This is a genomic window from Mycolicibacterium pyrenivorans (genome assembly GCF_025821625.1).
Taxonomy (GTDB): Bacteria; Actinomycetota; Actinomycetes; order Mycobacteriales; family Mycobacteriaceae; genus Mycobacterium; species Mycobacterium pyrenivorans.
Map to the genome: position 1 here is coordinate 116,427 of NZ_JACKSH010000018.1, position 23,188 is coordinate 139,614.

Genomic DNA, 23,188 nt, shown 5'->3' on the forward strand with positions numbered 1-23,188 from the left:
CGCGCCGGTCGCGCACGCGCGGCTCAGACTACGACGCCGCTCAGATTACGACGGTGACTGTCCCGACTGCGAGGATGGCGACTGGTGTTGCGTGGGCACCTGTGTCGTCGGCGTATTGCTCGACGGCGGCTGGCCGTAGGTGGGGAACCCGGTGGGTGGGGTCGGCGGCCCGGACTGTCCGGACTGTCCGGACGGCGACGTCGCGGGGAACCCGCCGGTCGACGGACCGGTGCCGGGATAGCCACCGCCACCGTAAGGGGTCGGATAACCCGGTCGCTGCTGAGGCGACTGCTGGTGGGGCTGTCCCTGGGGCTGCTGACCGTAGTACGAGCCCGGGTACTGGCCGTACTGCTGCTGCTGCTCGTACTTGGGCCGGGGAACCGGCGCGGAGATGATTCCGGCGTCGAGCAGCAGCGCACCGACGCCGACGATCGCCTGGATGGCGGTGAAGGCGACCACGAGATACATGCCCCAGTCGATGGTGACGCCGTCGGGGGCGGTGAGCACGACCGAGAGGACCAGCAGGAAGCTCAGCAGCGAGAGCACCCCGACCAGCGCCGGACGGGCCTTCTGCTTCGGCAGCAGACCGACGCCGGCGATCAGCGCGGCCAGCACCGAGGCGACCACCGCGAGGTCGATCCGGAACGGCGTGATGAAGAACTCGGTGCCCGCGGTGAACTGGGGACCGAAGCTCCCCAGGTAGACCAGGAATCCGAGGGCGGCGATGGCCGCGGCGAGGTACGCCGGCAGCTTGTTGACGCCCGCCGGGCTCGGGTCGGTCTCAGGGTGCCTGCTGAACTGCTGGGTCGGCGCGGTGAACTGGGGGTTCGGCTGCTGCGCGGGCGGGTAGCCGGGGCCTCCGGTCGGGCCTTGGGGGTAAGACATGACCTCTCCTGTGCTGATCGGGCATCGGATCGACGGTGACGTCGACGTTGACGACCTGTGTGGGCTGGTCCATTCGCGATGGCGACGGGCCGCCTGAGCGATTCGATGATCCACGCTAGCGCACCGCCGGGTACGGCCGACACGCCTCGGGACCGCAGGCGCGTCCCGCGCCGGTGGATCGCGCAGGTGGGCGCCGGTGCGTCGAACCCGCCCTGGGAGACGCTCGCGATGAAGGCTTGCGATGCAGGAAAGTCAGCCGCCGCCAATCCGTCAGCGTAGTTCGGGGCGACGTCAGCGACGCCGTTTCCGACAGATGTGGTTCGCCACGACGTTCAGGACACCCGTCGGCAGACCCCCGGCCGGAGACGGCCTTGCGGTTACGGACTGAAACACGTTCTAATTCTGGGCATGGACTTCGGGCTGGTGCTTTTCACGTCGGATCGCGGGATCACCCCGGCAGCGGCGGCCAAACTGGCCGACGACCACGGCTTCACAACGTTCTACGTGCCCGAACACACCCACATCCCGATCAAACGCCAGGCCGCCCACCCCACCACCGGCGACGAAACCCTGCCCGACGACCGCTACATGCGCACCCTGGACCCCTGGGTCTCCCTGGGCACCGCCGCCGCGGTCACCACCCGCGTCCGACTGTCCACCGCAGTGGCCCTGCCCGTCGAACACGACCCCATCACCCTGGCCAAATCCATCGCCACCCTCGACCACCTCTCCGGCGGCCGGGTCTCCCTCGGCGTCGGGTTCGGCTGGAACACCGACGAACTGGCCGACCACAACGTGCCCCCCGCCCGCCGACGCACCATGCTGCGCGAATACCTCGAAGCCATGCGCGCCCTGTGGACCGCCGAAGAAGCCGAATACGCCGGCGAGTTCGTCAACTTCGGCCCCTCCTGGGCCTGGCCCAAACCGATCCAAACCCACATCCCGATCCTCGTCGGCGCCGCGGGCACCGAAAAGAACTTCAAATGGATCGCCCGCTCCGCCGACGGCTGGATCACCACACCCCGCGACTTCGACATCGACACACCCGTCAAACTCCTCCAGGACACCTGGGCCGCCGCCGACCGCCACGGAGCACCGGCGATCGTCGCCCTCGACTTCAAACCCGACCCCGACAAACTCGCCCGCTGGAAAGACCTCGGCGTCACCGAAGTCCTCTTCGGCCTCCCCGACAAACCCGAACCCGACATCACCACCTACGTCGAACGCCTCGCAGGAAAACTCGAGGGCCTGGGCTGACCGGATCGAACCGGTAACGTTCACCGCCCGGGAGCGCGATACTCCAGGTGATGATGAGGTCTTCGATCGGGCGCGCCCACCTCGTCGTCGGCCTGTCGGCGCTGGCACTGGCAGCGGGTAGCGCTCAGGCGACAGCCACCCCGCCGGCAGGATTTCCCGATCTGTCTGCCTACGCGCCCGTCGACACGCAGACCTACAGTCAGAGTTCGCCCCGCTTCATCGGCTTCGACTTCATCACCCCGGACGGCCAATTGTGCGGTCACAACACGATGAACTCGCTGGGCGATCCGGCCCGGCTGACGCTGTCGTGCGAGGGGCCGCGCCCCGATCTCGGGCCGGGTACGTGGCTGGTCCGCGCCGCCACCGATGAGCCGGCGGTCGTGGAACCGTCGTACCCGCCGCTGGATCCGGCCTCGCTGGCAGCGAGCGGGGCCCGGCAACTCCCCCCGATGCACAAGATCGTGCACCAGGCCATCGAGTGTGGTGTCGACGACCAGGGCATGACCGCATGCCGGGTCGGTGATCACGGGTTCGTACTCACCCCGACATCGACGGAACTGTTCTAGCGCAGCACCGCGCGGTTGCCGTTGTCGGTAGGCGTCACCGAGACCTCGACGCCCAGCGGATCACCGTCGGACATCAACGACACCAGGTCGGCATCCTCACTGGTCGCCATGAATCGCGAACCGTCATCGTTGCGCCTGCCGACGATGATGCCGGTGCGCACCGGCCAGTCGTAGCGCACCGAGTAGGTCTCGATGGTGCCGGCGCCGTCGGCGACCTTGGTGACCGGCACCGTCGGCAACCCGGCGACCTGTCTGTTCAGCTCCGCGCTGCGCGAGGTCCGCCATTCGACGGGCTCGGTCGAGTAGATGCCGACCGAATACTTGCTCATGATCCCGCCGTTGGCGCCGACGAAGCCGAACCGCCCTGGCGCGTCGCGCATCTGGCCGACGGTCTCGGCGATCCCGTGCAGCGAATAGCTGTTTCCGGGCCCACCGAAGTAGGGCAGTCCGCCGGTGAGCGTGAGGCCGCGGGGATCGTCGCCCGACAGTCCGAGCGTTTCGCAGATCACGAACACCGGGAACGGGAAACAGCTGTAGAGGTCGAACGTGGCGATGTCGTCGACACCGACCCCCGCCACCCTCAGCCCTTCCTCGGCGGCCAGCACCGACGCCGGCCCGGCGCCGAGATCGACGCGGTCGAGGAGCGGCTGCTCGATCAGGTCCGAGTGTCCGTGCAGGTACACCCACTTCTCTTCCGGCACACCGAGTCTGCGTGCGGCCTCCACGGACATCACCACGGCCGCGGCTCCCTGGTTGACGGTGTCGCGGGCGACGAGAAGCCGGGGGTACGGGTCGCAGATCATCCGGTTCTCGTCGGTGACGGTCTCGATCTCGGAGACCGAGCGTTCCACCGGCGATGACGAGAAGGGGTTCTTGGCAGCAACTTTCGACATCGGCGCGAAGAGCTCGGCCATCTGGTGGCGGTACTCGCGGACGCTCAGGCCGAGGCGGGACCGTCGCGCGTTGTCGAGAAGGCCGTACTGGACCGGCGCACCGGTGAGCCCGTGCTGCACGGTGTACTCGTCGACGTAGCTGAAGATCTGGTGACCGCGGTCCTCGAGCTGACCGTCCACGGTCTCGGTGTAGTCAGGCTTGTCGTCTCTGCCTGCGAAGTACTTGGCCGTCGAGCCGGCCTCGGAGCCCATGATCATGACGACGTCGGCGTTTCCCGCGACGATGGTGGTGCCGGACTCGGTGACGAGCTTTTGCGGACTCTGCCCGCCGACCGGTTCCAGCACCACACGGGCGGGGTCGCCACCGAGCCTTTTCATCACCGATCGCGGGTAGTTGTTCGACTTGCCCAGCGGCGCAGGCATGGGTCCCGAGATCTCGAACTGCCGCAGCCCGAACACCGTGTCGACGGCCTTGGCGACCTCGGCGACGTCGGCACCGGTGTCGGCGAGCGCGGCGCGCGCCGCAGCCGTCGCGAGGTCGACCGCCGACATTCCGCGGTAGTCGGGATCGTCGATCCGCTCGGTGAACTGCCCGACTCCGACGATGACCGGCGTCCGTGGATCAACCGCCATGCTGATGCCCTCTCGTCGCTCGTCCGCTCTTCGCGCAAGCGCTCATCTCGCTCGTCCGCTCTTCGCGCAAGCGCTCATCTCGCTCGTCCGCTCTTCGCGCAAGCGCTCATCGCAGTTACTTCGGGAGGCTAATAGAACACGTTATCGTTTGGCCAACCCGCCTGATGTACACCAGAGCAGACGTACAACTACACAGATGTACGTCCAATCTGACGTAGAATACCGGCGTGAACTGGCAGCCGCGCCCGATGTCGCTGGTCGTCGGCGGCGTCGTCCCCACCGAGGATGTCGTCGGCCGGGTCCGGGAGTCCAAAGAAGTGCTCGCGTCCCTGCCGCACTCGGGGGCAGTGCTGGTCGGGGATCGCAGACACGGCAAGACCTCGCTGTCACGGCTGGTCCAGCGGATGGCCGCCGACCAGGGCGCCGTGGTCGTCTCCGTCAGCGCCGAGCGGGAAACCTACGCCGAATTCGTGTCCGCGCTGATCTCGGAGCTGGCCCGGCTGGACCCATCCTGGGCGAAGGAACTCGCCAAGATCCGACTCACCCTCACCGCCGGTCCCGTCCGGCTCGAACGCGACAGCCGTGCCGCGGCGACGTTGGACGACCTGCTCGACCATGCGATCCGCCGCGCAAGGGGCCGCATCCTGGCGTTGTTCATCGACGAGGTGAGCGTGCTGGCCCGCAACCTGGAGCGCGCCGAGCCCGGCTCCGGGGACACCTTCCTGCACATGCTTCGCCGGATCCGCCAAGAGAATCCCGGCAAGGTCGCGACCGTACTGTCCGGATCAATCGGGTTCCACCACGTGTCCGCCGACGCACCCAGTACCGTCAACGACATCCCGAAGATCGCTGTCGGGCCCATCCGCTCCGACCACGCGACCTACCTCGCCGAGTGCCTGCTGCTGGGCAGCGCCACACCCACCACCGACCTGCACGCCGTGGGGACCGCGATCGCGGCGGCGGCCGAGAATGTGCCTTACTACATCCAGCATCTGGTGGCCGCGGCCAGGAAGTCGTCGCACGACACCCAGGTTCCGGCCTACCCGGAGCTGATCGACCTGCTGGTGCTCGATGCGATCGAAAACCCGTACGACCCCTGGGATCTACGCCACTATCGGGATCGGCTCCCCCACTACTACGGCCCGGATGCCGACGCCATCGCCGGGCTGCTCGACATCTATGCCCACGCGAACCGGCCACTGGACGTGGACACGACGCTGATGCGGCTGCGCAGCGAAGGCAGCCCGATCGCCGACCGGGCACAGCTGGTTTCGTTCATCGAACGACTGACGCTCGACCACTACCTGGTTCGCGACGGCAGCGACGCCGCTGCCGACAGATTCTCCTCACCGTTGATGCAGCGCGCCTGGAAGGCGATGCGGCGGTGAACATCCCGGCACTGTTCACACCGTCGTCGATGTCGGCGGCCGACCTCGACGCGCTGACCGTGGGCCGCTCCGACCTGCTGGACACCCTCACGAAACGCATCGGGTCATCGGCCCGCGACGGGTCGCGACCCCACACCCTGCTCGTCGGAAACCGCGGCGCGGGCAAGACGCACACCCTTCACGTCGCGTTGGCGCGCGCGCTGTCCGCCGACGCGACCGCCAAGCGTGTTCTGCCCGTGCTCATCTCCGAGGACTCGTTGGCAATCAGCTCCTATCTCGACCTGCTCGTCGAGATGGCCCGGGCGATCGGTCCCGAGCTCGGCGAGGAGGCCAGGGCGCTGCGGCGCGCCAGGGACCCCGTCGGCATCGAGGCCGCGGTGCTCGACGCTGCCGCTGGCCGGACGGTCCTGCTGGCGATCGAGAACCTCGACCGGGTCTTCGACGGAATCGGCACCGCAGGACAGGGCAGCCTGCGGGCCTGGGTCGAGACCTCAACGGCGATACTCATTTTCGCGACGACACCGGTGCTGTTCGCAGGCGTCTCGTCGCGAGATTATCCCTGGTACGGATCGTTCATGGTCGAGACGCTTCCCGATCTCAGCGTCGACGACGCCGGGACCGTGCTGAGCCGGGCGGCGCAGCGTCGCGGTGCCGCCGACCTCGTCTCGTTCCTCGAGTCGGACCGGGGCCGTGAACGAATCGCGTCGATCCACAAGCGGGTCGGTGGGACCCCGCGAACGTGGCACCTGTTGTCCGAGTGCGTCGATGTGCACAGCCTCGACGCGCTGACACCGGCCGTCGAGGCGTTACTGGACCGGCTCGCGCCGTACTACCAGCAACGGCTGTGGCAGCTGCCCGCAGGCGAGCAACGCCTCGTCGTCGAACTGGCCCGAGGCACAGGCCCGCGTACCGTGTCCGATCTCGCTGAGGCCGTGGGTGTTTCGAGTCAGTCGGCGTCCACCGCTCTAGGGCGCCTGGCCGCCGATCACTGGGTGACCTCGTCGAAGACCACCGGTGACCGCCGCACCTCCTGGTACGACCTCACCGAGCCGTTGCTGCGCGACTTCCTGCAGTACCGCGGCAGCTGACAGGGCCGACGAGCGCGCGCATTTATACGTCTGCGACGGTGTGCCGCTGTACAAACACGCGCGCTCGCGGTGCGGACTAACTCAGGCTTTCGAAGATCTCCCGGGCCAGCCTTGCGGTCTCCGACGGCGTCTTGCCGACCTTCACACCCGCGGCCTCCAGCGCCTCCTGCTTGGCGGCGGCGGTGCCCGACGAGCCCGACACGATGGCGCCGGCGTGGCCCATGGTCTTGCCCTCCGGCGCGGTGAAGCCCGCGACATACCCGACGACCGGCTTGGAGACGTTGGCCTTGATGTAGTCGGCGGCGCGCTCCTCGGCGTCGCCGCCGATCTCGCCGATCATCACGATTACCTTGGTCTCGGGGTCCTTCTCGAACGCCTCGATGGCGTCGATGTGGGTGGTGCCGATGACCGGGTCGCCGCCGATGCCGATGGCGGTCGAGAAGCCGAGATCACGCAGCTCGTACATCATCTGGTAGGTCAGTGTGCCGGACTTCGACACCAGCCCGATGGGGCCCTTGCCGGTGATGTTGTTCGGGGTGATGCCGACCAGCGACTCGCCGGGGGTGATGATGCCGGGGCAGTTCGGTCCGATGATGCGGGTCGTCTCACCCTTGTCGAGGTTGTAGGCCCACGCATACGCGGTGTCCTGCACCGGGATTCCCTCGGTGATGACGACGAGCAGCGGAATCTCGGCGTCGATGGCCTCGATGATCGCGTCCTTGGAGAAGGCCGGCGGCACGAAGGCGATCGACACGTCGGCGCCGGTTTCCTTCATCGCCTCGGCGACACTGCCGAACACCGGGAGACGGACCTCTTTGCCTTCTTTGTCCACGTGGGTGACCTCAGTCCCGGCCTTGCGCGCGTTCACGCCGCCGACGATCTGGGTACCGGCCTTGAGCATCAGCGCGGTGTGCTTGGTGCCCTCGCCGCCGGTGATGCCCTGGACGATGACCTTGGAGTCCTTGTTCAGAAAAATAGACATTGCTGTGTTTCCCCTTAAGTCCGCTATTTGTTGGCCAGCTCGGCGGCCTTGTCGGCGCCGGCGTCCATGGTCTCGGCCTGGATCACCAGGGGATGGTTGGCCTCGGCGAGGATTCGCCGGCCTTCCTCGACGTTGTTGCCGTCGAGTCGGACGACCAGGGGCTTGTTGGCCTCGTCGCCGAGGATCTTCAGCGCGTTGACGATGCCGTTGGCCACCGCGTCGCAGGCGGTGATGCCACCGAAGACGTTGACGAACACGCTCTTGACCTGGCTGTCGTGCAGGATCACGTCGAGCCCGTTGGCCATCACCTCGGCCGAGGCGCCGCCGCCGATGTCGAGGAAGTTGGCCGGCTTCACCCCGCCGTGCTTCTCGCCGGCGTAGGCGACGACGTCGAGGGTCGACATGACCAGTCCGGCGCCGTTACCGATGATGCCGACCGCACCGTCGAGCTTGACGTAGTTGAGGTCGTTCTCCTTGGCCTTGAGCTCCAGCGGATCGGTCGCGTCCTTGTCCTCGAACTCGGCATGCCCGGGCTGGCGGAAGTCGGCGTTGGCGTCGAGTGTGACCTTGCCGTCGAGCGCCAGGATCTGATTGTCCGGCGTGCGCACCAGCGGGTTGACCTCGACCAGCGTGGCGTCCTCCTTGACGAAGACCTCCCACAGCTTGGCGATGGTCACCGCGGCGGCGTCGAGCACCTCCGCGGGCAGATGGCCCTGCTCGGCGATCGAGCGGGCGAAGGCCTCGTCGACACCCTTGACGGCGTTCACGGGCACCTTGGCGAGCCGCTCAGGCTTGGTGGCGGCGACCTCTTCGATCTCCACCCCGCCCTCGACCGAGCACATCGCCAGGTAGGTGCGGTTGGCGCGATCGAGCAGGAAGGAGATGTAGTACTCCTCGGCGATGTCGCTGGCCTCGGCGACCAGCAGCTTCTTGACCGTGTGGCCCTTGATATCGAGGCCGAGGATGTTGCTGGCGTGGGTGAACGCGTCGTCGGGGGTTGCGGCGTACTTGACGCCGCCGGCCTTGCCGCGGCCGCCGACCTTCACCTGCGCCTTGACCATGACCGGCTTGCCGATCTCCTCGGCGATCGCCTTGGCGTCTTCGGCGGTGTCGGTGACCCGGCCGGGGGTGGTGGGGACGTTGTGCTTGGCGAACAGCTCTTTCGCCTGGTACTCGAAGAGATCCATGGACTCACTGTCTGTCTGTCGTTGTTATCCGCAGTCGCTGCGACTCTCCCGCCCGCCGAAGGTCCACGAAAGTGTTTGTCCGGGCGGGCTCGGGGGAACTTTATCGACACCAGCGCAAGCCTTTGCCACCGCCCACCACTCATGTGGTGGATCTCACCGCCGGCCGAGTCGTGATTCAAATCACAATCCCCGGCGGAATATCCGCTCGGGTTGCCACTTGCATTGGAATTTGGTTAACGTCCTCTGGTCCAGGTAACGGTCTGATCACGAGGACAAGGACTTTTCAGGTTGGCTCAGCATCGTTCGACTCGTCCCTCTGAGGGATTCTCGGCGAACGCCCGCACCGGAAAAAGCAGCACCCGTCTCGCTGTCGCGGAACCCGGAGCCACCGAAGTCACCGACATCATTCCGTTCAACGAGTTCGGGGCGATCGGCGATCTCGCCGACCTGGACTTCCTGCCGCACGCCGCGTTCGACCGCGAAGCGCAGGTCATCCACGCCCCCGAACTCGACGACCTGCACGACACCGACGATCTGGTGCCGCTGCGCCTCGAAGTGCCGACGCAGTTCCGCTCTCAGCCGCGTGAGCAGCGTGCGGCCACCCGTGCGTACCGCGACAGCCACACCGACGTCAGCGACGGCACCGCAGCCACCGACGTCATCGACATGCGCGGCCGCAAGGGCCTGCACCGCAAGGCCGAGGTGCCCGTCAAGGGTCGTCTGATGGTCGCCGCCATGGCCGTCGGCGCCACCGCGGCGGGCGCGTACACGATGACCACCAACACTCAGAAGGCGCCCGCGGAGACCGTGCTCGCCGCGGATCCGACCGCGATGGGCGGCGGCGCCGTCATCACCGGCTCCGTGGACGGCATGCAGGTCGTCACCGTCACCCCCGCGGCGAGTTCGGCGGTTCATGCCGAGGAGATCACCAAAGCCGCGGCGTTCGCCCAGGAGCGCGCCGAACGTGAAGCGCGCCTGGCGCGGCCACAGTTCGCGATGCCCACCCGCGGCGTGTGGACCTCCGGGTTCGGCTACCGCTGGGGCGTGCTGCACGGCGGCATCGACATCGCCAACTCGATCGGCACCCCGATCCTGGCCGCCGCCGACGGCGTCGTGATCGAGTCCGGGCCGACCGCTGGGTACGGCGCCTACGTCAAGCTCAGGCATTCCGACGGCACCGTGACCCTCTACGGCCACGTGAACACCTGGCTGGTCAGCGTCGGCGAGCGGGTGATGGCGGGCGACCAGATCGCCACGATGGGCAATCGGGGCAACTCGACCGGGCCGCACCTGCACTTCGAGGTCATGCTCAACGGCACCGATCGGGTCGACCCCGCCGGATGGTTGTCCAAGCGGGGGCTGTCCCCCGGCAGCTACGTTGGCTGAGTGGCCAGCGAGACCAACGACGACCAGTCTGAATCAGACGACACCCGGATCATCCGTCGCGCTCCGCTGAGCGCCCCCTCCCAGCCGCTGCAGGCGTCCCCCGACCCGCCGACGAGCATCATCCGGCGGCATCCTACGGGTGAGATCCCCGTGCAGACCCCCGCCGACGGTTCCCCTGTGGTCGGCCCGGTCGAGCCCGAAGCCCCCACCGGCCTCATCCCGCGCGCGAAGCCCGTCGCGGTGGGACCGTCCCGAATGCCTGCGGCCGACCCGAAGCCGGCCATCGCCACGGCCGTGGTGAGCATCCTGGCCGGCTGGGCGACGGCCGTGATCGCGACGGATCTGATCGCCGGCTGGTGGGGCACCGATCCGTTGTTCTGCGTGGCGGTCGGCTTCCTGGCCGCGATCTCGGCCGCGGCCACGATCGGCGGGGTGATCGCGTTGCTGCTGCGGCGGCGGATCGGCAGGCTGTTGATCGTGGTCGGGTCAGTGGTCGCGATGCTGATCTTCGCGAGCCTGTTCGTCGCGGGCGCCAAACTACCGGCGCTGGTGTACGCGATACCGCTGCTTCCGTTGGCGTCGATCGGTCTGGCGTTGCTTCCCGACACGGCGCGCTGGAGTCGGACGGGCTAGCTGCGCCCTACAGCTTGGCGACGGGCGCGTGGTTGTGCATGAGCTTGACCCGGCCGGCGCTGCCGAAATCGATCAACGACATGGCGGACTCGCCGACCCCGGACACTTCCTCGACGCGGCCGAGGCCGTACTTGTCGTGGGTGACCCGGTCCCCGGGCTCCAGCACGATCAGCGGTCGCTTGCCCGCCGACGACCGCGCGGGTGACGGGCGCGGGGTGCCGAACCGCCCCGCGTTGCCGACCGGCGCGGAGAACGCCGACGGCTGCTCGGTGCGGCGCCAGTCGATGAGTTCCTGCGGGATCTCGCGCAGGAACCGCGATTCGGGGTTGAGCATCGGCTGACCCCACGACGAGCGGACCTTGGCGCGGCTGAGGTAGAGACGCTGCCGGGCACGGGTGATGCCGACGTAGGCCAGCCGGCGTTCTTCGGACAGCTCGAGCGGATCCCCCAGTGCCCGCATGTGCGGAAACATGCCGTCTTCCCAGCCGGTGACGAAGACGACGGGGAACTCCAGCCCCTTGGCGGTGTGCAACGTCATCATGGTGACGACGCCGGACCCGTGCTCGGGGATGTCGTCGGCGTCGGCGACCAGTGACACCCGCTCCAGAAACGCCGCGAGCACACCGGTGTCGGGAATGTCCTCGTCCACCGGCTCCTCGTCCGCCAGAGCCCTCGCGTTGGCCAGGTCGATGCTGAACTCGTGTGCGACGCTGACCAGTTCGTTGAGGTTGTCGAGACGGGCCAGGTCCTGCGGATCACTCGAGCGCTCGAGCTCGGCCCGGTAGCCGGTGCGGTCCAGCACGGCTTCCACGAGGTCACCGAGTTCGTCGTCGAGCTTGCCCCGCAGCTCGTCGAGCAGCGCCACGAACCCGGCGATCGCCTTCTCCGAGCGGGTGTTGAGCATCGGCACCTTGCCCTCGGCGGCGGCGAGCAGCGCGTCGTTGAAGTTCGCGCCGGTATTCTCCGCATAGACCGCCACACACGCCTCGGCCCGGTCACCGATGCCGCGCCGCGGGGTGTTGAGGATGCGCCGCATGCTCACCGCATCACCGGGGTTGTCCAGCACCCGCAGGTAGGCGACGATGTCCCGGATCTCTCTGCGCTCGTAAAAGCGCACGCCGCCAACGACTTTGTACGGTATCCCGGCGCGGATGAAGACCTCTTCGATGGCGCGCGAGGAGTTGTTGGTGCGGTAGAAGACGGCCACGTCTCCAAAGTTGTACTTAGAGGAGAATCCGCTTCCTCCCTCCGACAGCGCATCGATCTCCTGCGCGACGAACCTGGCCTCGTCGTGCTCGTTGTCGGCGACGTAGCCGACGATCAGCTCACCCTCGCCGGCATCGGTCCACAACCGCTTCTCACGCCGCCCGGCGTTGCGCGCGATCACGGAGTTGGCCGCGTTCAGGATGGTCTGCGTCGAGCGGTAGTTCTGCTCGAGCAGAATCGTTGTGGCGCTGGGGAAGTCGCGCTCGAAGTCCTCGATGTTGCGGATCGTCGCGCCCCGGAACGCGTAGATGGACTGGTCGGCGTCGCCGACCACGCACAGCTCCGCGAGTGGCACCGAATCGGTGTCTGGGGCGCCGACCCCGACCAACTCGCGCACCAGCACGTACTGGGCGTGGTTGGTGTCCTGGTACTCGTCGACGAGGATGTGCCGGAACCGTCGCCGGTAGTACTGGGCGATCTGCGGAAAGGCCTGCAGCACAGCGACCGTCTCGCCGATCAGGTCATCGAAGTCCAGCGCATTGGCCGCGCGCAGCCTGCGCTGGTACTCGCCGTACACCTCGGCGATGACGCGCGCCAGGTCGTCTGCCGCCTCTGATGCCTCGGCGGCCGCCTGCTCGGGGCCGATCAGCTCGTTCTTGAGGTTGGAGATGCCGTTGGCGAGCAACCGCGGCGAGTGCCGCTTGGTGTCCAGACCCATGTCCTTGCCGATCATCAGCAGCAGGCGTCGCGAGTCGTCGGCGTCGTAGATGGAGAAGTTGGAGTTCAGCCCCGGCAGCAGCGAGGCCTGGTTGCGCAGGATCCGCACACAGGTCGAGTGGAACGTCGACACCCACATGCTGCGGGCCCTGGGGCCGATCAGCGTGACGATGCGTTCGCGCATCTCCGCGGCGGCCTTGTTGGTGAACGTGATCGCCAGCACCTGGCCCACACCGACCTCGCGCGCCGCCAGCAGGTAGGCGATCCGGCGGGTCAGGACCGCTGTCTTGCCCGACCCGGCGCCGGCCACGATCAGCAGCGGGGAACCCTGGTGCAGCACGGCCTGGCGCTGCTGCGGGTTGAGGCCCTCGAGAAGGTGCAGCTGATCGGTGTCGCTCGTGACAGAAGAGGCGGTCATATGCGTTCAAACCTACCGCTGCCCGGGGACACTCTTTGCGCTGGCACGGCCGGTAGTGGCACACTCGATGGGTGCTTACTGCGCAGTGGCGATTTTTTTACGGGTACCGGCCTGCGGTGCCCGTGGTTTAGCTGCTTCCCTCCCAGCCCCGCGGTCCGCTTCCGGATCCGGGGCTCTTCTCTTGTGTGAGGCCCGAAACCGGATGAGACCAGGCGCATCACACAACGAGAGTTCGGAGAACCACGACATGACGACGACGGAAACTTCTCAGGTGCCCGACATTGACGAGCTGCGCCAGGAGATCGACCGGCTCGACGCGACGATCCTCGAGGCGGTACAGCGCCGCACCGAGGTCTCCCAGCTGATCGGCAAGGCGCGGATGGCCTCCGGCGGCACCCGCCTGGTGCACAGCCGGGAGATGAAGGTCATCGAGCGCTACAGCGTGCTGGGCGCCGAGGGCAAGAACCTCGCGATGCTGCTGCTGCGCCTGGGTCGCGGCCGCCTCGGGCACTGACCCCCTCCGCGATTTCGGTGTCGCCGGTCGCGCTCAGCGTGACCAAGTACACCGAAGTCACTGCGGCTTGGGCTTGAGGGCCTCGACCAGCCATGGCGTCAGCCACTCGACGGCCTCGGGTGTCGGGTGCACGCCGTCGCTGCGCATCCTGATGCCGTCGACCTTCGTCTGGAAGTAGCCGTTGGGGCTGAGCTTGTCGTTCAGGTCGAGCACCGAGGCATTCGGTCGCCGGGCCACGACGCCGCGCAGCAACGTGTTCCAGCGCTCGACGCGGGTGGGCTGGTCCTCGGGGTAGAGGCTGCCGTCCGGCTTCTCCGCGCGCCGGTTGTACGGCTCGGTCGTCACGACGATCCGCGCGCCGGTCGAGCCGAGGATGTCCAGCGCCCGGCTCAACTCCCCGCGCAGGTAGGCGTCGTAGGCGGGCTCGCCGATGTGCGTCCACCGGCCCTCGTTCATCCGGTCGACGACCTCCCAGCGCCCGACGATCAACAGCACCACATCGGGCCGCTCGTGAGCGATTCGCTGCGCCCACCGGGCGGGCCAGGCATCGCATTCGGGCTTCTGGTCGAGCTCCTGGCCGACGTACTCGTACGGGCCGCCGCGGGCGATGCCGCAGCCGATGGTGGTGTGGTCGGCGAAATCCAGGCCGGGCGTCTGCGGCAGGTAGCGCATCAACGTCCACGCGATCGAGTCGCCGAACACCGCCACCCTGGTGTCGCCCGGGGCACGCTGTCGCACCGGCGCCGCCACCTCGACCGGGATCTCGGGCGCGATCAGCGCGGCCGTGTCGATCTGCGGGCCCGGTGCCGGCACCGCCGGCCGCACGCCGACGGGAAGCACCGTCATCGTCACCACCGCGGCGGTTGCGACCGTCGCCGCCGCCAGCGGCAGCATCGGCACGGTCACCGGCCGCCATTCCCGCACAGGTTGCTCGATGAGCAGCCACGACACCGCCGCGACCGCGACGGTGACCGAGCAACGCAGCGCGAACAACTGCCACCCCGACGCACCGGTGCGCTCCCCGTTGAGCACCAGGAAGATCGGCCAGTGCCACAGGTAGATCCCGTAGGAGATCGCGCCGAGGCCCACCAGCGGCGGCAGGGCGAGCAGCCGGGCGACCGGGCCGTCCTGCTCCAGCGCCACCGACGCGACGACGAGGACGGCCGCGACCGCGACGATGACGAGCAGACCGCGACCGAACTCGTCTGCGGTGCCGGTGGCGACGTGGGCCGCCACACCCAGCACCACCAGGCCGACGACGGGCAGCACGCGGGCGAGCCACCGCGCCCAGCGGGAGCGCAGGACCCCTCCCCCGCCGGTCAGCCCGCGCCAGTCGCGCACCAGCAGCGCAGCGGCGGCCGCACCGACGAGCAACGCCTGCACCCGGGTGTCGGTGCCGAAGTAGACGCGGTTGATGGTGTCTCGAGACGCCCCGGCGCTCAGCAGGTGGGTCGTACCCGCGGAGGCCATCACCCCTGTCACCGCGACGACGAACACCGCCGCGCGCAACGCTCGTGGCGTCACCGGCACACCCCGGCGGTAGGCCACCGCGGCCAGTCCCGCCACGACGACGGCCAGCAGCAGCGGCCAGAGGACGTAGTACTGCTCCTCGACCGCCAGTGACCATGTGTGCTGCAACGGTGACGGCGGGGCGCCCTGCGCGAAGTAGTCGGTCTGCTGGGCGACGAACGCCCAGTTCGACATCCAGAAGAAGGTGGCCACGGCCTCGTCGCGAAGGCCGGCGGTGGCCTCGGTGGTGAACAGGTCGCGCAGCGCCACGACGGCGAGCACCATCACGATCAGCGCGGGCAACAACCTGCGGGCGCGGCGAATCCAGAAGCCCTTCAGCCCGATTCGCCCGGTCCGGCCGATCTCGTCGATCAGCAGCGAGGTGATGAGGAACCCGCTGAGGACGAAGAACACGTCGACACCGAGGAAGCCGCCGGACAGTCCGGGGACCCCGCCGTGGTCGGCCAGCACGAGCGCGACGGCGATGGCACGGATGCCGTCGAGCGCGGGAATGCCCCGGCCGGGGCTCACGTATCGGCGTGGACCCACGCGGATCGGCGCCGCACTCACGGCAGTCACGGTCCAGGGTCCTCCTTGCTGTACGAGCAAGGAATTTTATGGGCTGCGCGCAGCTGGATCCGTGAGGCGCGCTGCCGGCGGCGGCATTCGGTGTTCTCTACGACCCCTGTCGCAGATAGTCCTGTCCTCCGACGTAGATGGTCTCGCCGTCCGGTTCGGGTCCGACGGCGGCCCGGGCGATGGCGCCGGCGAACTCCGAAACGGTCGGCAGAGGTGCGACCGCGCGCCGGGCGGCCACCGCGTCCGGATTGCTGCGCTCGAACTGCCGCACCACGGCGGTTCCGTCGACCATGTCGCCGGACACCACGACGAACGTGACGCCGTGCGCCTCGAACGTCTGTCTCAACCCCCTCAGGTCGTCCTCGCCTGCGCGCTTGCTCGCGGCGATGGGCTCGTATCCGGCGGGCACCGGGTCACGCCAGGAGAAATGCGCCTGATGGCTGGTGACGAAGACGATCCGCCCCAGCGGCTTCATCAGCGGAAGCGCCAGCCGAGCCAACCCGACCTGGGCATCGCGGTTGATCCGCATGGCGTAGCCGGGGCCGGCACCGGACTCCAAGCCCCCGGACGCGTTGAGCACCAGCACATCCAGACGGCCGAATCGCTGCCTGACCGCCTCGAGCATGGCGACCACTGCCCGCTCATCGGTCAGATCCGCCTGCATGGCCGACGCGTCGCCGCCGGCGGCCCGAACGGCGTCCACCGTTGCGGTTGCGCGCCGGGCCTTCTCGCGGTAGTTGACGACGATGTGGCGGTCGCGGTCGGCGAGTTGCACCGCGGTCTCCGCGCCGATGCCGCGGGAGGCTCCAGTGATGAGGACGATCTGCGGTGCCAGGGGATCGTCCCGTCAACTACCGCCGAGCGCGTAGGCGTCGGTCAAGTCGTAGTCGACCGCCACCCCGCCCCATGCCTCACCCGCGCCGTAGGCCACCAGCAGTGCTCTGCCGGCGAGCGGGATGGAGCGCTGGGACACGCACGTGCCGAGCGCCAGGGGGATCGACGCCGACGAGGTGTTGCCGAATTGTTCGACGCAGTCCACGAACACCGCGTCACCGATATCGGCGTGTTCGCGGACCTTCTGCAGGATGCGCGAATTGGCCTGGTGGCCGATGGCGACGGTGGGCGCGACGGCGTCGTCAGACAGCCGTTTGATCGTGTCGGTCATCATCCGCACCGCCCGGTCGTAGACCTGCATGCCGTCGAGTTGTATGCCGCCGCCGATCTCCCCCTGCATGAGTTCGAAGCGATCCCCGTCGCAGCCGGCGTGCCAGTGGTACTCGCGGAACTCCGGGCGCGCCGCGATCAGCACTGCGGCGACACCGTCGCCGAACAGGCACGCGGTGTTGCGGTCGCTCTTGTCGAGCATCCGGGACATCGCCTCGACGGTGCAGACGATCACTGCGCCGGGCTGTCCGGATTCGCAGAGCGGAAGCGCTGCGATCAGCCCGTAGACGAAGCCGCTGCAGGCCGCGTTCATGTCGAAGGCCAGCACGTCGTCGCCGAGGCCGGCCGCCTTGGCGGCGCGCTGCGCGATACCCGGCACCGCCCCACCGGTCGAACTGCTGACGACGATCAACGCCGTGATGTCGAGCTGTCCCTGGTGCCGGGCGACCAGCGGTGCACACACCAGCGAAGCGGCGTCCTCGAGTGGCAGGGTCGGGTCCATCCACCAGCGGGCCGCCACTCCGGTGCGTCGACGGATCCACTCGTCGGTGAGGCCGATGGAGTCGAAGTGGGAGTTCGCGACATGTTGCCCCGGCGTCGCGATCGCGATGTCGACGATGCCGACACTCATTGCGGCCCGATCAGGCCTCGGAAGTACTCCCTGATCTCGGATACCGTCACGCAGTCGGCGACGGTTTCGAGGACGGCTTCGACACCGAACTCCTTCTCGAGGGCGTGCGCCAGGTCCACGACATCGAGAGAGTCCATGTCCAGGTCGTAGGTCGGCTTGTCGAAATCGGTCAGCTCCGCCGATGGCGCCCGGCGCCGGATCTGGGCCAGCATCGCCGAGTTCAGCTGTTCATCAAGGGATGACGTCACTTTCGAACCTTTCACACGGTTTCTCGTCGAGGCTTCTCGTCGAGCTTGTACAACACCGAACCCGAAGTCGTGATCGACCGCGCGTCGACGACGATCTCGACCACTGTGCCCGCCTTCTCCGCCGTCAGATCGACGCTGCTCTTGTCGGTCTCGAGCACCGCGACGACGTCGCCGCGTTCGACGACGTCTCCGACCTCGACCCGCCACTCGACGACGAGCGCCTCGGTCAACCCGTGACCGAACTCAGGTACCACGATGTCGATTGGGTCAATGTCGATTGGGTCGTCGACGGCATCGTTCACGCACACATCTCCTCGATCGTCTCAACGATGTCAGACAGACCGATCAGATAGTCGGTTTCGTGATCGGCCGGCGGATAGATCCGCCGCGCCGGCGCCAATCTGCGCATCGGCGCCTTCAACAGATGCCAGCCGCGTTCGGCGACCGTCGCCACGATCTCCGCACCGACCCCGACGAACCCGACCGCCTCGTGCACCACGAGGAGACGACCGGTGCGGGCCACCGAGGCGAGCACGGCGTCGGTGTCCATGGGCGCGATCCAGCGCAGGTCCACCACCTCGACGTCGACGGTGCCCGCGAGCTGATTCGCGGCGGCCAGCACTTCCTCGAGCAGGGCACCGTATCCGACGACGGTGATGTCGGATCCCCGGCGGACGGTGCGCGCGCCGAGGGCGGATCCCGATTCGGCGGGCTCCCGATGCTGCCGGTTCCGCTTCCAGTACAGCCGCTTTGGCTCGTAGAAGATGACGGGTGAGCCGAGGCCGCACGAGTAGTGCAGCATGGCCGCGGCATCCGACGGGCAGGAGGGAAACGCGACGTGCAGCCCCGGCGTGTGCGCGAAGTAGGCTTCGTTGGACTCGCTGTGATGCTCGACAGCCCGGATACCGCCCCCGACGGGAACCCGGATGACGAGGTTGAGCACCAGCTGATCGTTCCATCGCGTGGTGAGCCTGGCGGCTTGGGTGACGATCTGGTTCATCGCGGGATAGATGAAACCCTCGAACTGGATCTCGCAGATCGGTTTGAGTCCGGCCATCGCCATGCCGATGGCCTGTCCGACGATGGACGACTCGGCGAGAACCGCGTCGCGGACCCGGCTCCTGCCGAAGCGTTCCTGCAGGCCTTTCGTCACCCGGAAGACCCCGCCGAGCCGACCGATGTCCTGTCCGATCAGGACCACCGACTCGTCGCCCTCCAGTTGGCGGTACAGCGTGTCGTTGATCGACTCGGCCAGACAGCCCGGCGTTGCGCCCCTCATCGGCCGAACGCTTCCACCAGCGCGCGCCTGGCCGTGTCCACGTCGGCGCCGACGCGGTCCAGCCACGCCGCGTCGACGACGCCTGCCGCGAGCAGCTTTTCGCGGTATCGGGTCACGGGATCGTTGGCGGCCGCGGTGGTGAGTTCTTCGGCCTCGCGGTAGACCGTGTGCGGGTCCGACGTGCTGTGCCCCATGATCCGCGTGGTGCGCAGCTCGACCAGACCGGGCGAGTCGGACGCCTCGACATACCGGCTCGCCTCCAGGCAAAGCTGATACGTGTCGTCGGGATCGTCGGCCTCGATCGACCACGATCGAATGCCGAATCCCTGCGCTCGCTCCGCGACGGAGGTCAGCATCTGCTCGGTGCTCGGCTTGGAAATCGCCCAGCCGTTGTTCTGACAGACGAACAGCACCCGCGCCGACTCGACCGCGGCGAGGTTCATCGCCTCCGACATGTCACCTTCGCTGGTGGCGCCGTCACCGACATAGACCACCACGGTCTCGGCAAACTCGTTGAGACGCTGACCGATCGCATATCCGACGGCGTGCAGAGTTTGCGCTGCGAGCACCAGGGTGTAGGGAAACAGGCGGTGGCTGCGCGGGTTCCAGCCGCAGTACGTGTTGCCGGCCCATTGGGCGACCAGCGAGACCGCGTCGATGCCACGCGCCACGGCGACGGCGTGCTCTCGATAGCTGGGGAAGACGACGGCGGTATCCCCGACCGCCATGACCGAGGCGACCTGCGCCGCCTCCTGCCCCCGGCACGACAGCCACAGGTCCACCGCACCGTGGTTCTGCAGCAGCACGGCCTCGTCGTCGATTCCCCGAGCCACCAGCATGTGCCGCAGCATCGCGCGCCGGACCGCCGACTCGGCCACCGGTGAGTCCGTTGCCGCCACAAGGCATTCCGAGTTAGCTGACTGGTCCTCTACCGCGCCGTGACCGGAGCCGTCTACCACTGTCCGGCACCATCGGCGCGGACCGGTGACGAGGGCCGGTCGACCGACGGCGGTCGTTTGCTCGTCCCGGCCGACGACGGCAACAACCCGCAGACCCGGACCGGCGGCTCGATCCACGGACGGCCATTCGACACCCCTACACCGGTACACGGCGGGGTCGGTAACCGCAAGACGAACCGGATAAATGTGTAGCGCCCTGTAGCCGAACCGATCTGGAAGATCGTAATATCGGGGCGTGATCGACCGGTATCAGAGATCCGCTCAACAGCATGACCATGAAGCCGGGTTGAATTACGGGTTGGCTGCCGAGACGTCGGGGCATCTTTACTTCGGCTTTCTGCATGCGGCCGAAGCGCACCGCGCCGCCGCGCGGCGCGACCGCGCGCTGGCGGCCACCGAACTCCAACGGCCGCACCCCGGAAGCTGACGGTCAGAACAGCTAGTTGGTCAGAGCTATGTACTTGGTGTCGAGGTACTCCTCGATGCCCTCGGTGCCGCCTTCGCGGCCGAAGCCCGATTCCTTGACGCCGCCGAACGGCGCGGCGGGGTCGGAGATGACGCCGCGGTTGACGCCGACCATGCCCGCCTCGATGCCTTCGGCGACGCGCAGCGCCCGGTCCAGCGACTGGGTGTAGATGTAGGCCGCCAGACCGTATTCGGTGTCGTTGGCGGCGGTGATGCCTTCGTCGACGGTGTCGAACCCGGTGATCGGCGCGACCGGGCCGAACACCTCCTCTTTGAGGATCCGGGCGTCGGCGGGGACGTCGGCGAGCACGGTGGCGGGATAGAAGTTGCCGGGCCCGCCGGGCGCGACACCGCCGACGGCGACCGTCGCGCCGCGCGACACCGCGTCGGACACCAGGTCCGCGACGGTGTTCACTTGCTTGGCGTTGATCAGCGGGCCCAGTGTGGCCGACGGATCCAGGCCGTCGCCGAGGGTGAACTCGCTCATCCGCTTGACCAGTTTCTCGGTGAACTCCTCGCGCACCGAGTTGGCGACGTGGAACCGGTTGGCCGCCGTGCAGGCCTCGCCCCCGTTGCGCATCTTGGCGAGGATCGCCCCGTCGACGGCCGCGTCGATGTCGGCGTCGTCGAACACGATGAACGGTGCGTTCCCGCCGAGTTCCATCGACTGGCGCAACAGCGCGTCCGACGCCTGCTTGGCCAGAGCCTTGCCCACGCCGGTCGACCCGGTGAACGTCAGCTTGCGGATCCGGCCGTCGTCGATGAGCGCGGCGGTGACGTCACGCGGCTTGGTGGTCGGCAGCACCGAGAGCACACCCTTGGGCAGGCCGGCCTCGTCCATCAGCTTGGCCAGCAGCAGCATGGTCAGCGGCGTCTCCTGCGCCGGCTTGACGATCATCGTGCAGCCCGCGGCCAGCGCCGGGCCGATCTTGCGGGTGCCCATGGCCAGCGGGAAGTTCCACGGCGTGATCGCGTAGCAGGGGCCGACGGGCGCCTTGGTGACGATGATGCGGCCGGTGCCGGCTGGGGCGGGCGTGTAGCGGCCGCCGATGCGCACCGCCTCCTCGGCGAACCAGCGGAAGAACTCGGACCCGTACTTCACCTCACCCTTGCTCTCGGCGAGCACCTTGCCCATCTCGAGGGTCATCAGCGCGGCGATGTCGTCGGCGCGGGCGGTGATGGCCTCGAACACCGCCCGCAGGATCTCGCCGCGCTCCCGCGGCGGGGTGGCCGCCCAGTCGGCCTGCACGGCGCACGCGGCGTCGAGCGCGGCGATCGCGTCCTCGGCGGTGCCGTCGGCCACACTGACCAGCACTTCGTCGTTGGCCGGGTTCAGCACGTCGAACGTCGATGAGCCCGCCCGCTCCTCACCGCCGATCCAGAGTCCCGTCGGTACCGATTTCAGCAGCGCGGCAGTATCCATACCTCCATCATTTACTCCGTTGGCAACGTGTCCGCACTAGATGAGTGATTCCAAGGGTGTGGCTGGTGTGGCGCGTGTGATTTGAGGCAGAGGGTGCCCAGACTCGATGTTGCTAACCCAACTCGAGCCGGGAGNCTAGATGAGTGATTCCAAGGGTGTGGCTGGTGTGGCGCGTGTGATTTGAGGCAGAGGGTGCCCAGACTCGATGTTGCTAACCCAACTCGAGCCGGGAGGCCCCGTGGACACCGATCTGGACACCCTCGCAACGGCACTCTATGTGACCTGCGATGACCTGTTGAAGCGCCACCCCGAGCGGGTTCCCGCTCGTCCTGCGATCGGTCTGCAACCGCAGATCACCGACGCGGAGCTGCTTACGCTGGCGGTGATGCAGGCGCTGCTGGGCTACACCAGCGAACGACGGTGGCTGCGTCACGCCCGCGCCCGGCTGCTGACGATGTTTCCCACGCTGCCGGGGCAGTCCGGCTACAACAAACGGTTGCGCAAGCTGGCGGACACGATGTCCTGGCTGATCGGTGCGCTGGGCGCGGGCACCAGCATCGTGACCGACGACGTGTGGGTCATCGACTCCACTCCGGTGGAATGCGCCCGCTCCCGAGAGACGGTCAGACGATCCGACCTCGCCGGCTGGGCCGAATACGGTTACTGCGCTTCGCATTCGCGGTACTTCTGGGGACTACGCCTGCACCTGGTGTGCACCCTGCACGGCCTTCCCATGGGGTGGGCACTGACCGGCGCCAAGGCCGACGAACGGGCCGTACTGGCCGACATCGTGGCCAACACCCCAACACTGGCCGGGCTCCACCACAGCTCCCTGATGTGGATCGGCGACAAGAACTACTACGGCGCGGTGTTTGAAGCCGACGTCGCCGATGCCCGCGTCGAGCTGCTGCGGCCTGCCCGCAAGGGCGAGCGACCACGCCCCGGCGAACGGTTCTTCAAACCCCTGCGCCAGATCATCGAATCGATCAACGACACCCTCAAAGGCCAGCTCGACCTCGAAGCCCACGGCGGCCGCACCATCGCCGGCGTCTGCACCCGAATAGCCCAACGCATCCTCGCGCTCACCGCAGCCATCTGGCACAACGACACCATCGGCGCCACCGTCCGCCGATCACTGACCGCCTACGACCACTAACCCTTGGAATCACTCATCTAGG

23 protein-coding genes are annotated in these 23,188 nt (G+C 67.9%); 10 read left to right on the forward strand and 13 right to left on the reverse strand.

Annotated elements, in window-relative coordinates; translation table 11 throughout:
• Positions 1-45 precede the first annotated feature (45 nt).
• Positions 46-885, reverse strand: coding sequence for a DUF5336 domain-containing protein (locus H7I57_RS02160; protein WP_264021618.1), 840 nt, complete (start codon positions 883-885; stop codon positions 46-48).
• Between the two features lie 408 nt (positions 886-1,293).
• On the opposite strand from H7I57_RS02160, the gene H7I57_RS02165 reads away from it, so the two are divergent.
• The gene (locus H7I57_RS02165; RefSeq protein ID WP_264021619.1) at positions 1,294-2,142 is read left to right on the forward strand and encodes an LLM class F420-dependent oxidoreductase; all 849 of its coding nucleotides are present in this window, start codon (positions 1,294-1,296) and stop codon (positions 2,140-2,142) included.
• 50 nt (positions 2,143-2,192) lie between these two features.
• Positions 2,193-2,708, forward strand: coding sequence for a hypothetical protein (locus H7I57_RS02170; protein WP_264021620.1), 516 nt, complete (start codon positions 2,193-2,195; stop codon positions 2,706-2,708).
• On the opposite strand, the gene H7I57_RS02175 is transcribed toward H7I57_RS02170, so the two are convergent.
• Positions 2,705-4,234, reverse strand: coding sequence for an acetyl-CoA acetyltransferase (locus H7I57_RS02175; RefSeq protein ID WP_264021621.1), 1,530 nt, complete (start codon positions 4,232-4,234; stop codon positions 2,705-2,707). The two genes, H7I57_RS02170 and H7I57_RS02175, sit on opposite strands and share 4 nt — an antisense overlap.
• A gap of 248 nt (positions 4,235-4,482) precedes the next feature.
• Here H7I57_RS02175 and H7I57_RS02180 point away from each other — a divergent pair, with 248 nt between their 5' ends.
• Positions 4,483-5,622, forward strand: coding sequence for an ATP-binding protein (locus H7I57_RS02180; protein ID WP_264021652.1), 1,140 nt, complete (start codon positions 4,483-4,485; stop codon positions 5,620-5,622).
• On the forward strand, positions 5,619-6,710 hold the full coding sequence (locus tag H7I57_RS02185) for a MarR family transcriptional regulator (protein WP_264021622.1): 1,092 nt from the start codon (positions 5,619-5,621) through the stop codon (positions 6,708-6,710). Before H7I57_RS02180 ends, H7I57_RS02185 begins: the two co-directional genes overlap by 4 nt.
• 76 nt (positions 6,711-6,786) lie before the next feature.
• Here H7I57_RS02185 and sucD read toward each other — a convergent pair whose 3' ends face one another.
• A complete protein-coding gene (sucD, locus tag H7I57_RS02190) occupies positions 6,787-7,692 on the reverse strand; it encodes a succinate--CoA ligase subunit alpha (protein ID WP_264021623.1) in 906 nt (301 codons plus the stop codon).
• A gap of 23 nt (positions 7,693-7,715) precedes the next feature.
• A complete protein-coding gene (gene sucC, locus H7I57_RS02195) occupies positions 7,716-8,879 on the reverse strand; it encodes an ADP-forming succinate--CoA ligase subunit beta (RefSeq protein WP_264021624.1) in 1,164 nt (387 codons plus the stop codon).
• Positions 8,880-9,167: 288 nt separating this feature from the next.
• On the opposite strand from sucC, the gene H7I57_RS02200 reads away from it, so the two are divergent.
• Together H7I57_RS02200 and H7I57_RS02205 are read left to right on the forward strand one after the other, a co-directional pair.
• Complete coding sequence (locus tag H7I57_RS02200) at positions 9,168-10,265, forward strand: M23 family metallopeptidase (protein WP_264021625.1); 1,098 nt, start codon at positions 9,168-9,170, stop codon at positions 10,263-10,265.
• Positions 10,266-10,898: a hypothetical protein gene (locus tag H7I57_RS02205; protein WP_264021626.1), complete on the forward strand. Its 633-nt coding sequence runs from the start codon at positions 10,266-10,268 to the stop codon at positions 10,896-10,898.
• 7 nt (positions 10,899-10,905) lie between these two features.
• Here H7I57_RS02205 and H7I57_RS02210 read toward each other — a convergent pair whose 3' ends face one another.
• Positions 10,906-13,239, reverse strand: a complete 2,334-nt coding sequence (locus H7I57_RS02210) for a UvrD-helicase domain-containing protein (protein ID WP_264021627.1) — start codon at positions 13,237-13,239, stop codon at positions 10,906-10,908.
• Between the two features lie 202 nt (positions 13,240-13,441).
• Here H7I57_RS02210 and H7I57_RS02215 point away from each other — a divergent pair, with 202 nt between their 5' ends.
• Positions 13,442-13,753, forward strand: coding sequence for a chorismate mutase (locus H7I57_RS02215; RefSeq protein ID WP_264021628.1), 312 nt, complete (start codon positions 13,442-13,444; stop codon positions 13,751-13,753).
• A gap of 57 nt (positions 13,754-13,810) precedes the next feature.
• Here H7I57_RS02215 and H7I57_RS02220 read toward each other — a convergent pair whose 3' ends face one another.
• The 7 genes from H7I57_RS02220 to H7I57_RS02250 all read right to left on the reverse strand — a co-directional run bounded on the left by H7I57_RS02220 (position 13,811) and on the right by H7I57_RS02250 (position 20,041).
• Positions 13,811-15,841, reverse strand: coding sequence for an SGNH/GDSL hydrolase family protein (locus tag H7I57_RS02220; protein ID WP_264021629.1), 2,031 nt, complete (start codon positions 15,839-15,841; stop codon positions 13,811-13,813).
• A 97-nt stretch (positions 15,842-15,938) separates the two neighbouring features.
• Positions 15,939-16,676 carry an SDR family oxidoreductase gene (locus H7I57_RS02225; protein WP_264021653.1) on the reverse strand — a complete coding sequence of 246 codons (738 nt, stop codon included), beginning with the start codon at positions 16,674-16,676 and terminating at the stop codon, positions 15,939-15,941.
• A gap of 12 nt (positions 16,677-16,688) precedes the next feature.
• Positions 16,689-17,636 carry a 3-oxoacyl-ACP synthase III family protein gene (locus tag H7I57_RS02230; protein WP_264021630.1) on the reverse strand — a complete coding sequence of 316 codons (948 nt, stop codon included), beginning with the start codon at positions 17,634-17,636 and terminating at the stop codon, positions 16,689-16,691.
• Positions 17,633-17,884, reverse strand: coding sequence for an acyl carrier protein (locus H7I57_RS02235; RefSeq protein ID WP_264021631.1), 252 nt, complete (start codon positions 17,882-17,884; stop codon positions 17,633-17,635). The genes H7I57_RS02230 and H7I57_RS02235 overlap by 4 nt, the downstream gene beginning before the upstream one ends.
• 11 nt (positions 17,885-17,895) lie before the next feature.
• The gene (locus H7I57_RS02240) at positions 17,896-18,186 is read right to left on the reverse strand and encodes a biotin/lipoyl-containing protein (protein ID WP_264021632.1); all 291 of its coding nucleotides are present in this window, start codon (positions 18,184-18,186) and stop codon (positions 17,896-17,898) included.
• Entirely contained in the window at positions 18,183-19,163 is a 981-nt protein-coding gene (locus H7I57_RS02245; RefSeq protein ID WP_264021633.1) for an alpha-ketoacid dehydrogenase subunit beta, read from the reverse strand. The genes H7I57_RS02240 and H7I57_RS02245 overlap by 4 nt, the downstream gene beginning before the upstream one ends.
• Positions 19,160-20,041 carry a thiamine pyrophosphate-dependent dehydrogenase E1 component subunit alpha gene (locus tag H7I57_RS02250; protein WP_264021634.1) on the reverse strand — a complete coding sequence of 294 codons (882 nt, stop codon included), beginning with the start codon at positions 20,039-20,041 and terminating at the stop codon, positions 19,160-19,162. Before H7I57_RS02250 ends, H7I57_RS02245 begins: the two co-directional genes overlap by 4 nt.
• A gap of 60 nt (positions 20,042-20,101) precedes the next feature.
• Between H7I57_RS02250 and H7I57_RS02255 the strand changes: the two genes are divergently transcribed.
• Both H7I57_RS02255 and H7I57_RS02260 read left to right on the forward strand, forming a co-directional pair.
• The gene (locus tag H7I57_RS02255; RefSeq protein ID WP_264021635.1) at positions 20,102-20,314 is read left to right on the forward strand and encodes a hypothetical protein; all 213 of its coding nucleotides are present in this window, start codon (positions 20,102-20,104) and stop codon (positions 20,312-20,314) included.
• A gap of 43 nt (positions 20,315-20,357) precedes the next feature.
• Positions 20,358-20,549: a hypothetical protein gene (locus tag H7I57_RS02260; protein WP_264021636.1), complete on the forward strand. Its 192-nt coding sequence runs from the start codon at positions 20,358-20,360 to the stop codon at positions 20,547-20,549.
• A 12-nt stretch (positions 20,550-20,561) separates the two neighbouring features.
• Here H7I57_RS02260 and H7I57_RS02265 read toward each other — a convergent pair whose 3' ends face one another.
• Positions 20,562-22,010 (reverse strand): NAD-dependent succinate-semialdehyde dehydrogenase, encoded by a 1,449-nt coding sequence (locus tag H7I57_RS02265; RefSeq protein WP_264021637.1) that lies wholly within the window; start codon positions 22,008-22,010, stop codon positions 20,562-20,564.
• Between the two features lie 238 nt (positions 22,011-22,248).
• Between H7I57_RS02265 and H7I57_RS02270 the strand changes: the two genes are divergently transcribed.
• Positions 22,249-23,166 (forward strand): IS982 family transposase, encoded by a 918-nt coding sequence (locus H7I57_RS02270; protein WP_264021638.1) that lies wholly within the window; start codon positions 22,249-22,251, stop codon positions 23,164-23,166.
• The last annotated feature ends 22 nt before the right edge of the window (positions 23,167-23,188 follow it).

Bases quoted from the DNA above. Each gene is read 5' to 3' on its own strand.
- H7I57_RS02160 (WP_264021618.1), bottom strand. From the start codon at position 885: ATGTCTTACCCCCAAGGCCCGACCGGAGGCCCCGGCTACCCGCCCGCG.
- H7I57_RS02165 (WP_264021619.1), top strand. From the start codon at position 1,294: ATGGACTTCGGGCTGGTGCTTTTCACGTCGGATCGCGGGATCACCCCG.
- H7I57_RS02170 (WP_264021620.1), top strand. From the start codon at position 2,193: ATGATGAGGTCTTCGATCGGGCGCGCCCACCTCGTCGTCGGCCTGTCG.
- H7I57_RS02175 (WP_264021621.1), bottom strand. From the start codon at position 4,234: ATGGCGGTTGATCCACGGACGCCGGTCATCGTCGGAGTCGGGCAGTTC.
- H7I57_RS02180 (WP_264021652.1), top strand. From the start codon at position 4,483: ATGTCGCTGGTCGTCGGCGGCGTCGTCCCCACCGAGGATGTCGTCGGC.
- sucD (WP_264021623.1), bottom strand. From the start codon at position 7,692: ATGTCTATTTTTCTGAACAAGGACTCCAAGGTCATCGTCCAGGGCATC.
- sucC (WP_264021624.1), bottom strand. From the start codon at position 8,879: ATGGATCTCTTCGAGTACCAGGCGAAAGAGCTGTTCGCCAAGCACAAC.
- H7I57_RS02210 (WP_264021627.1), bottom strand. From the start codon at position 13,239: ATGACCGCCTCTTCTGTCACGAGCGACACCGATCAGCTGCACCTTCTC.
- H7I57_RS02215 (WP_264021628.1), top strand. From the start codon at position 13,442: ATGAGACCAGGCGCATCACACAACGAGAGTTCGGAGAACCACGACATG.
- H7I57_RS02230 (WP_264021630.1), bottom strand. From the start codon at position 17,636: ATGAGTGTCGGCATCGTCGACATCGCGATCGCGACGCCGGGGCAACAT.
- H7I57_RS02245 (WP_264021633.1), bottom strand. From the start codon at position 19,163: ATGAGGGGCGCAACGCCGGGCTGTCTGGCCGAGTCGATCAACGACACG.
- H7I57_RS02265 (WP_264021637.1), bottom strand. From the start codon at position 22,010: ATGGATACTGCCGCGCTGCTGAAATCGGTACCGACGGGACTCTGGATC.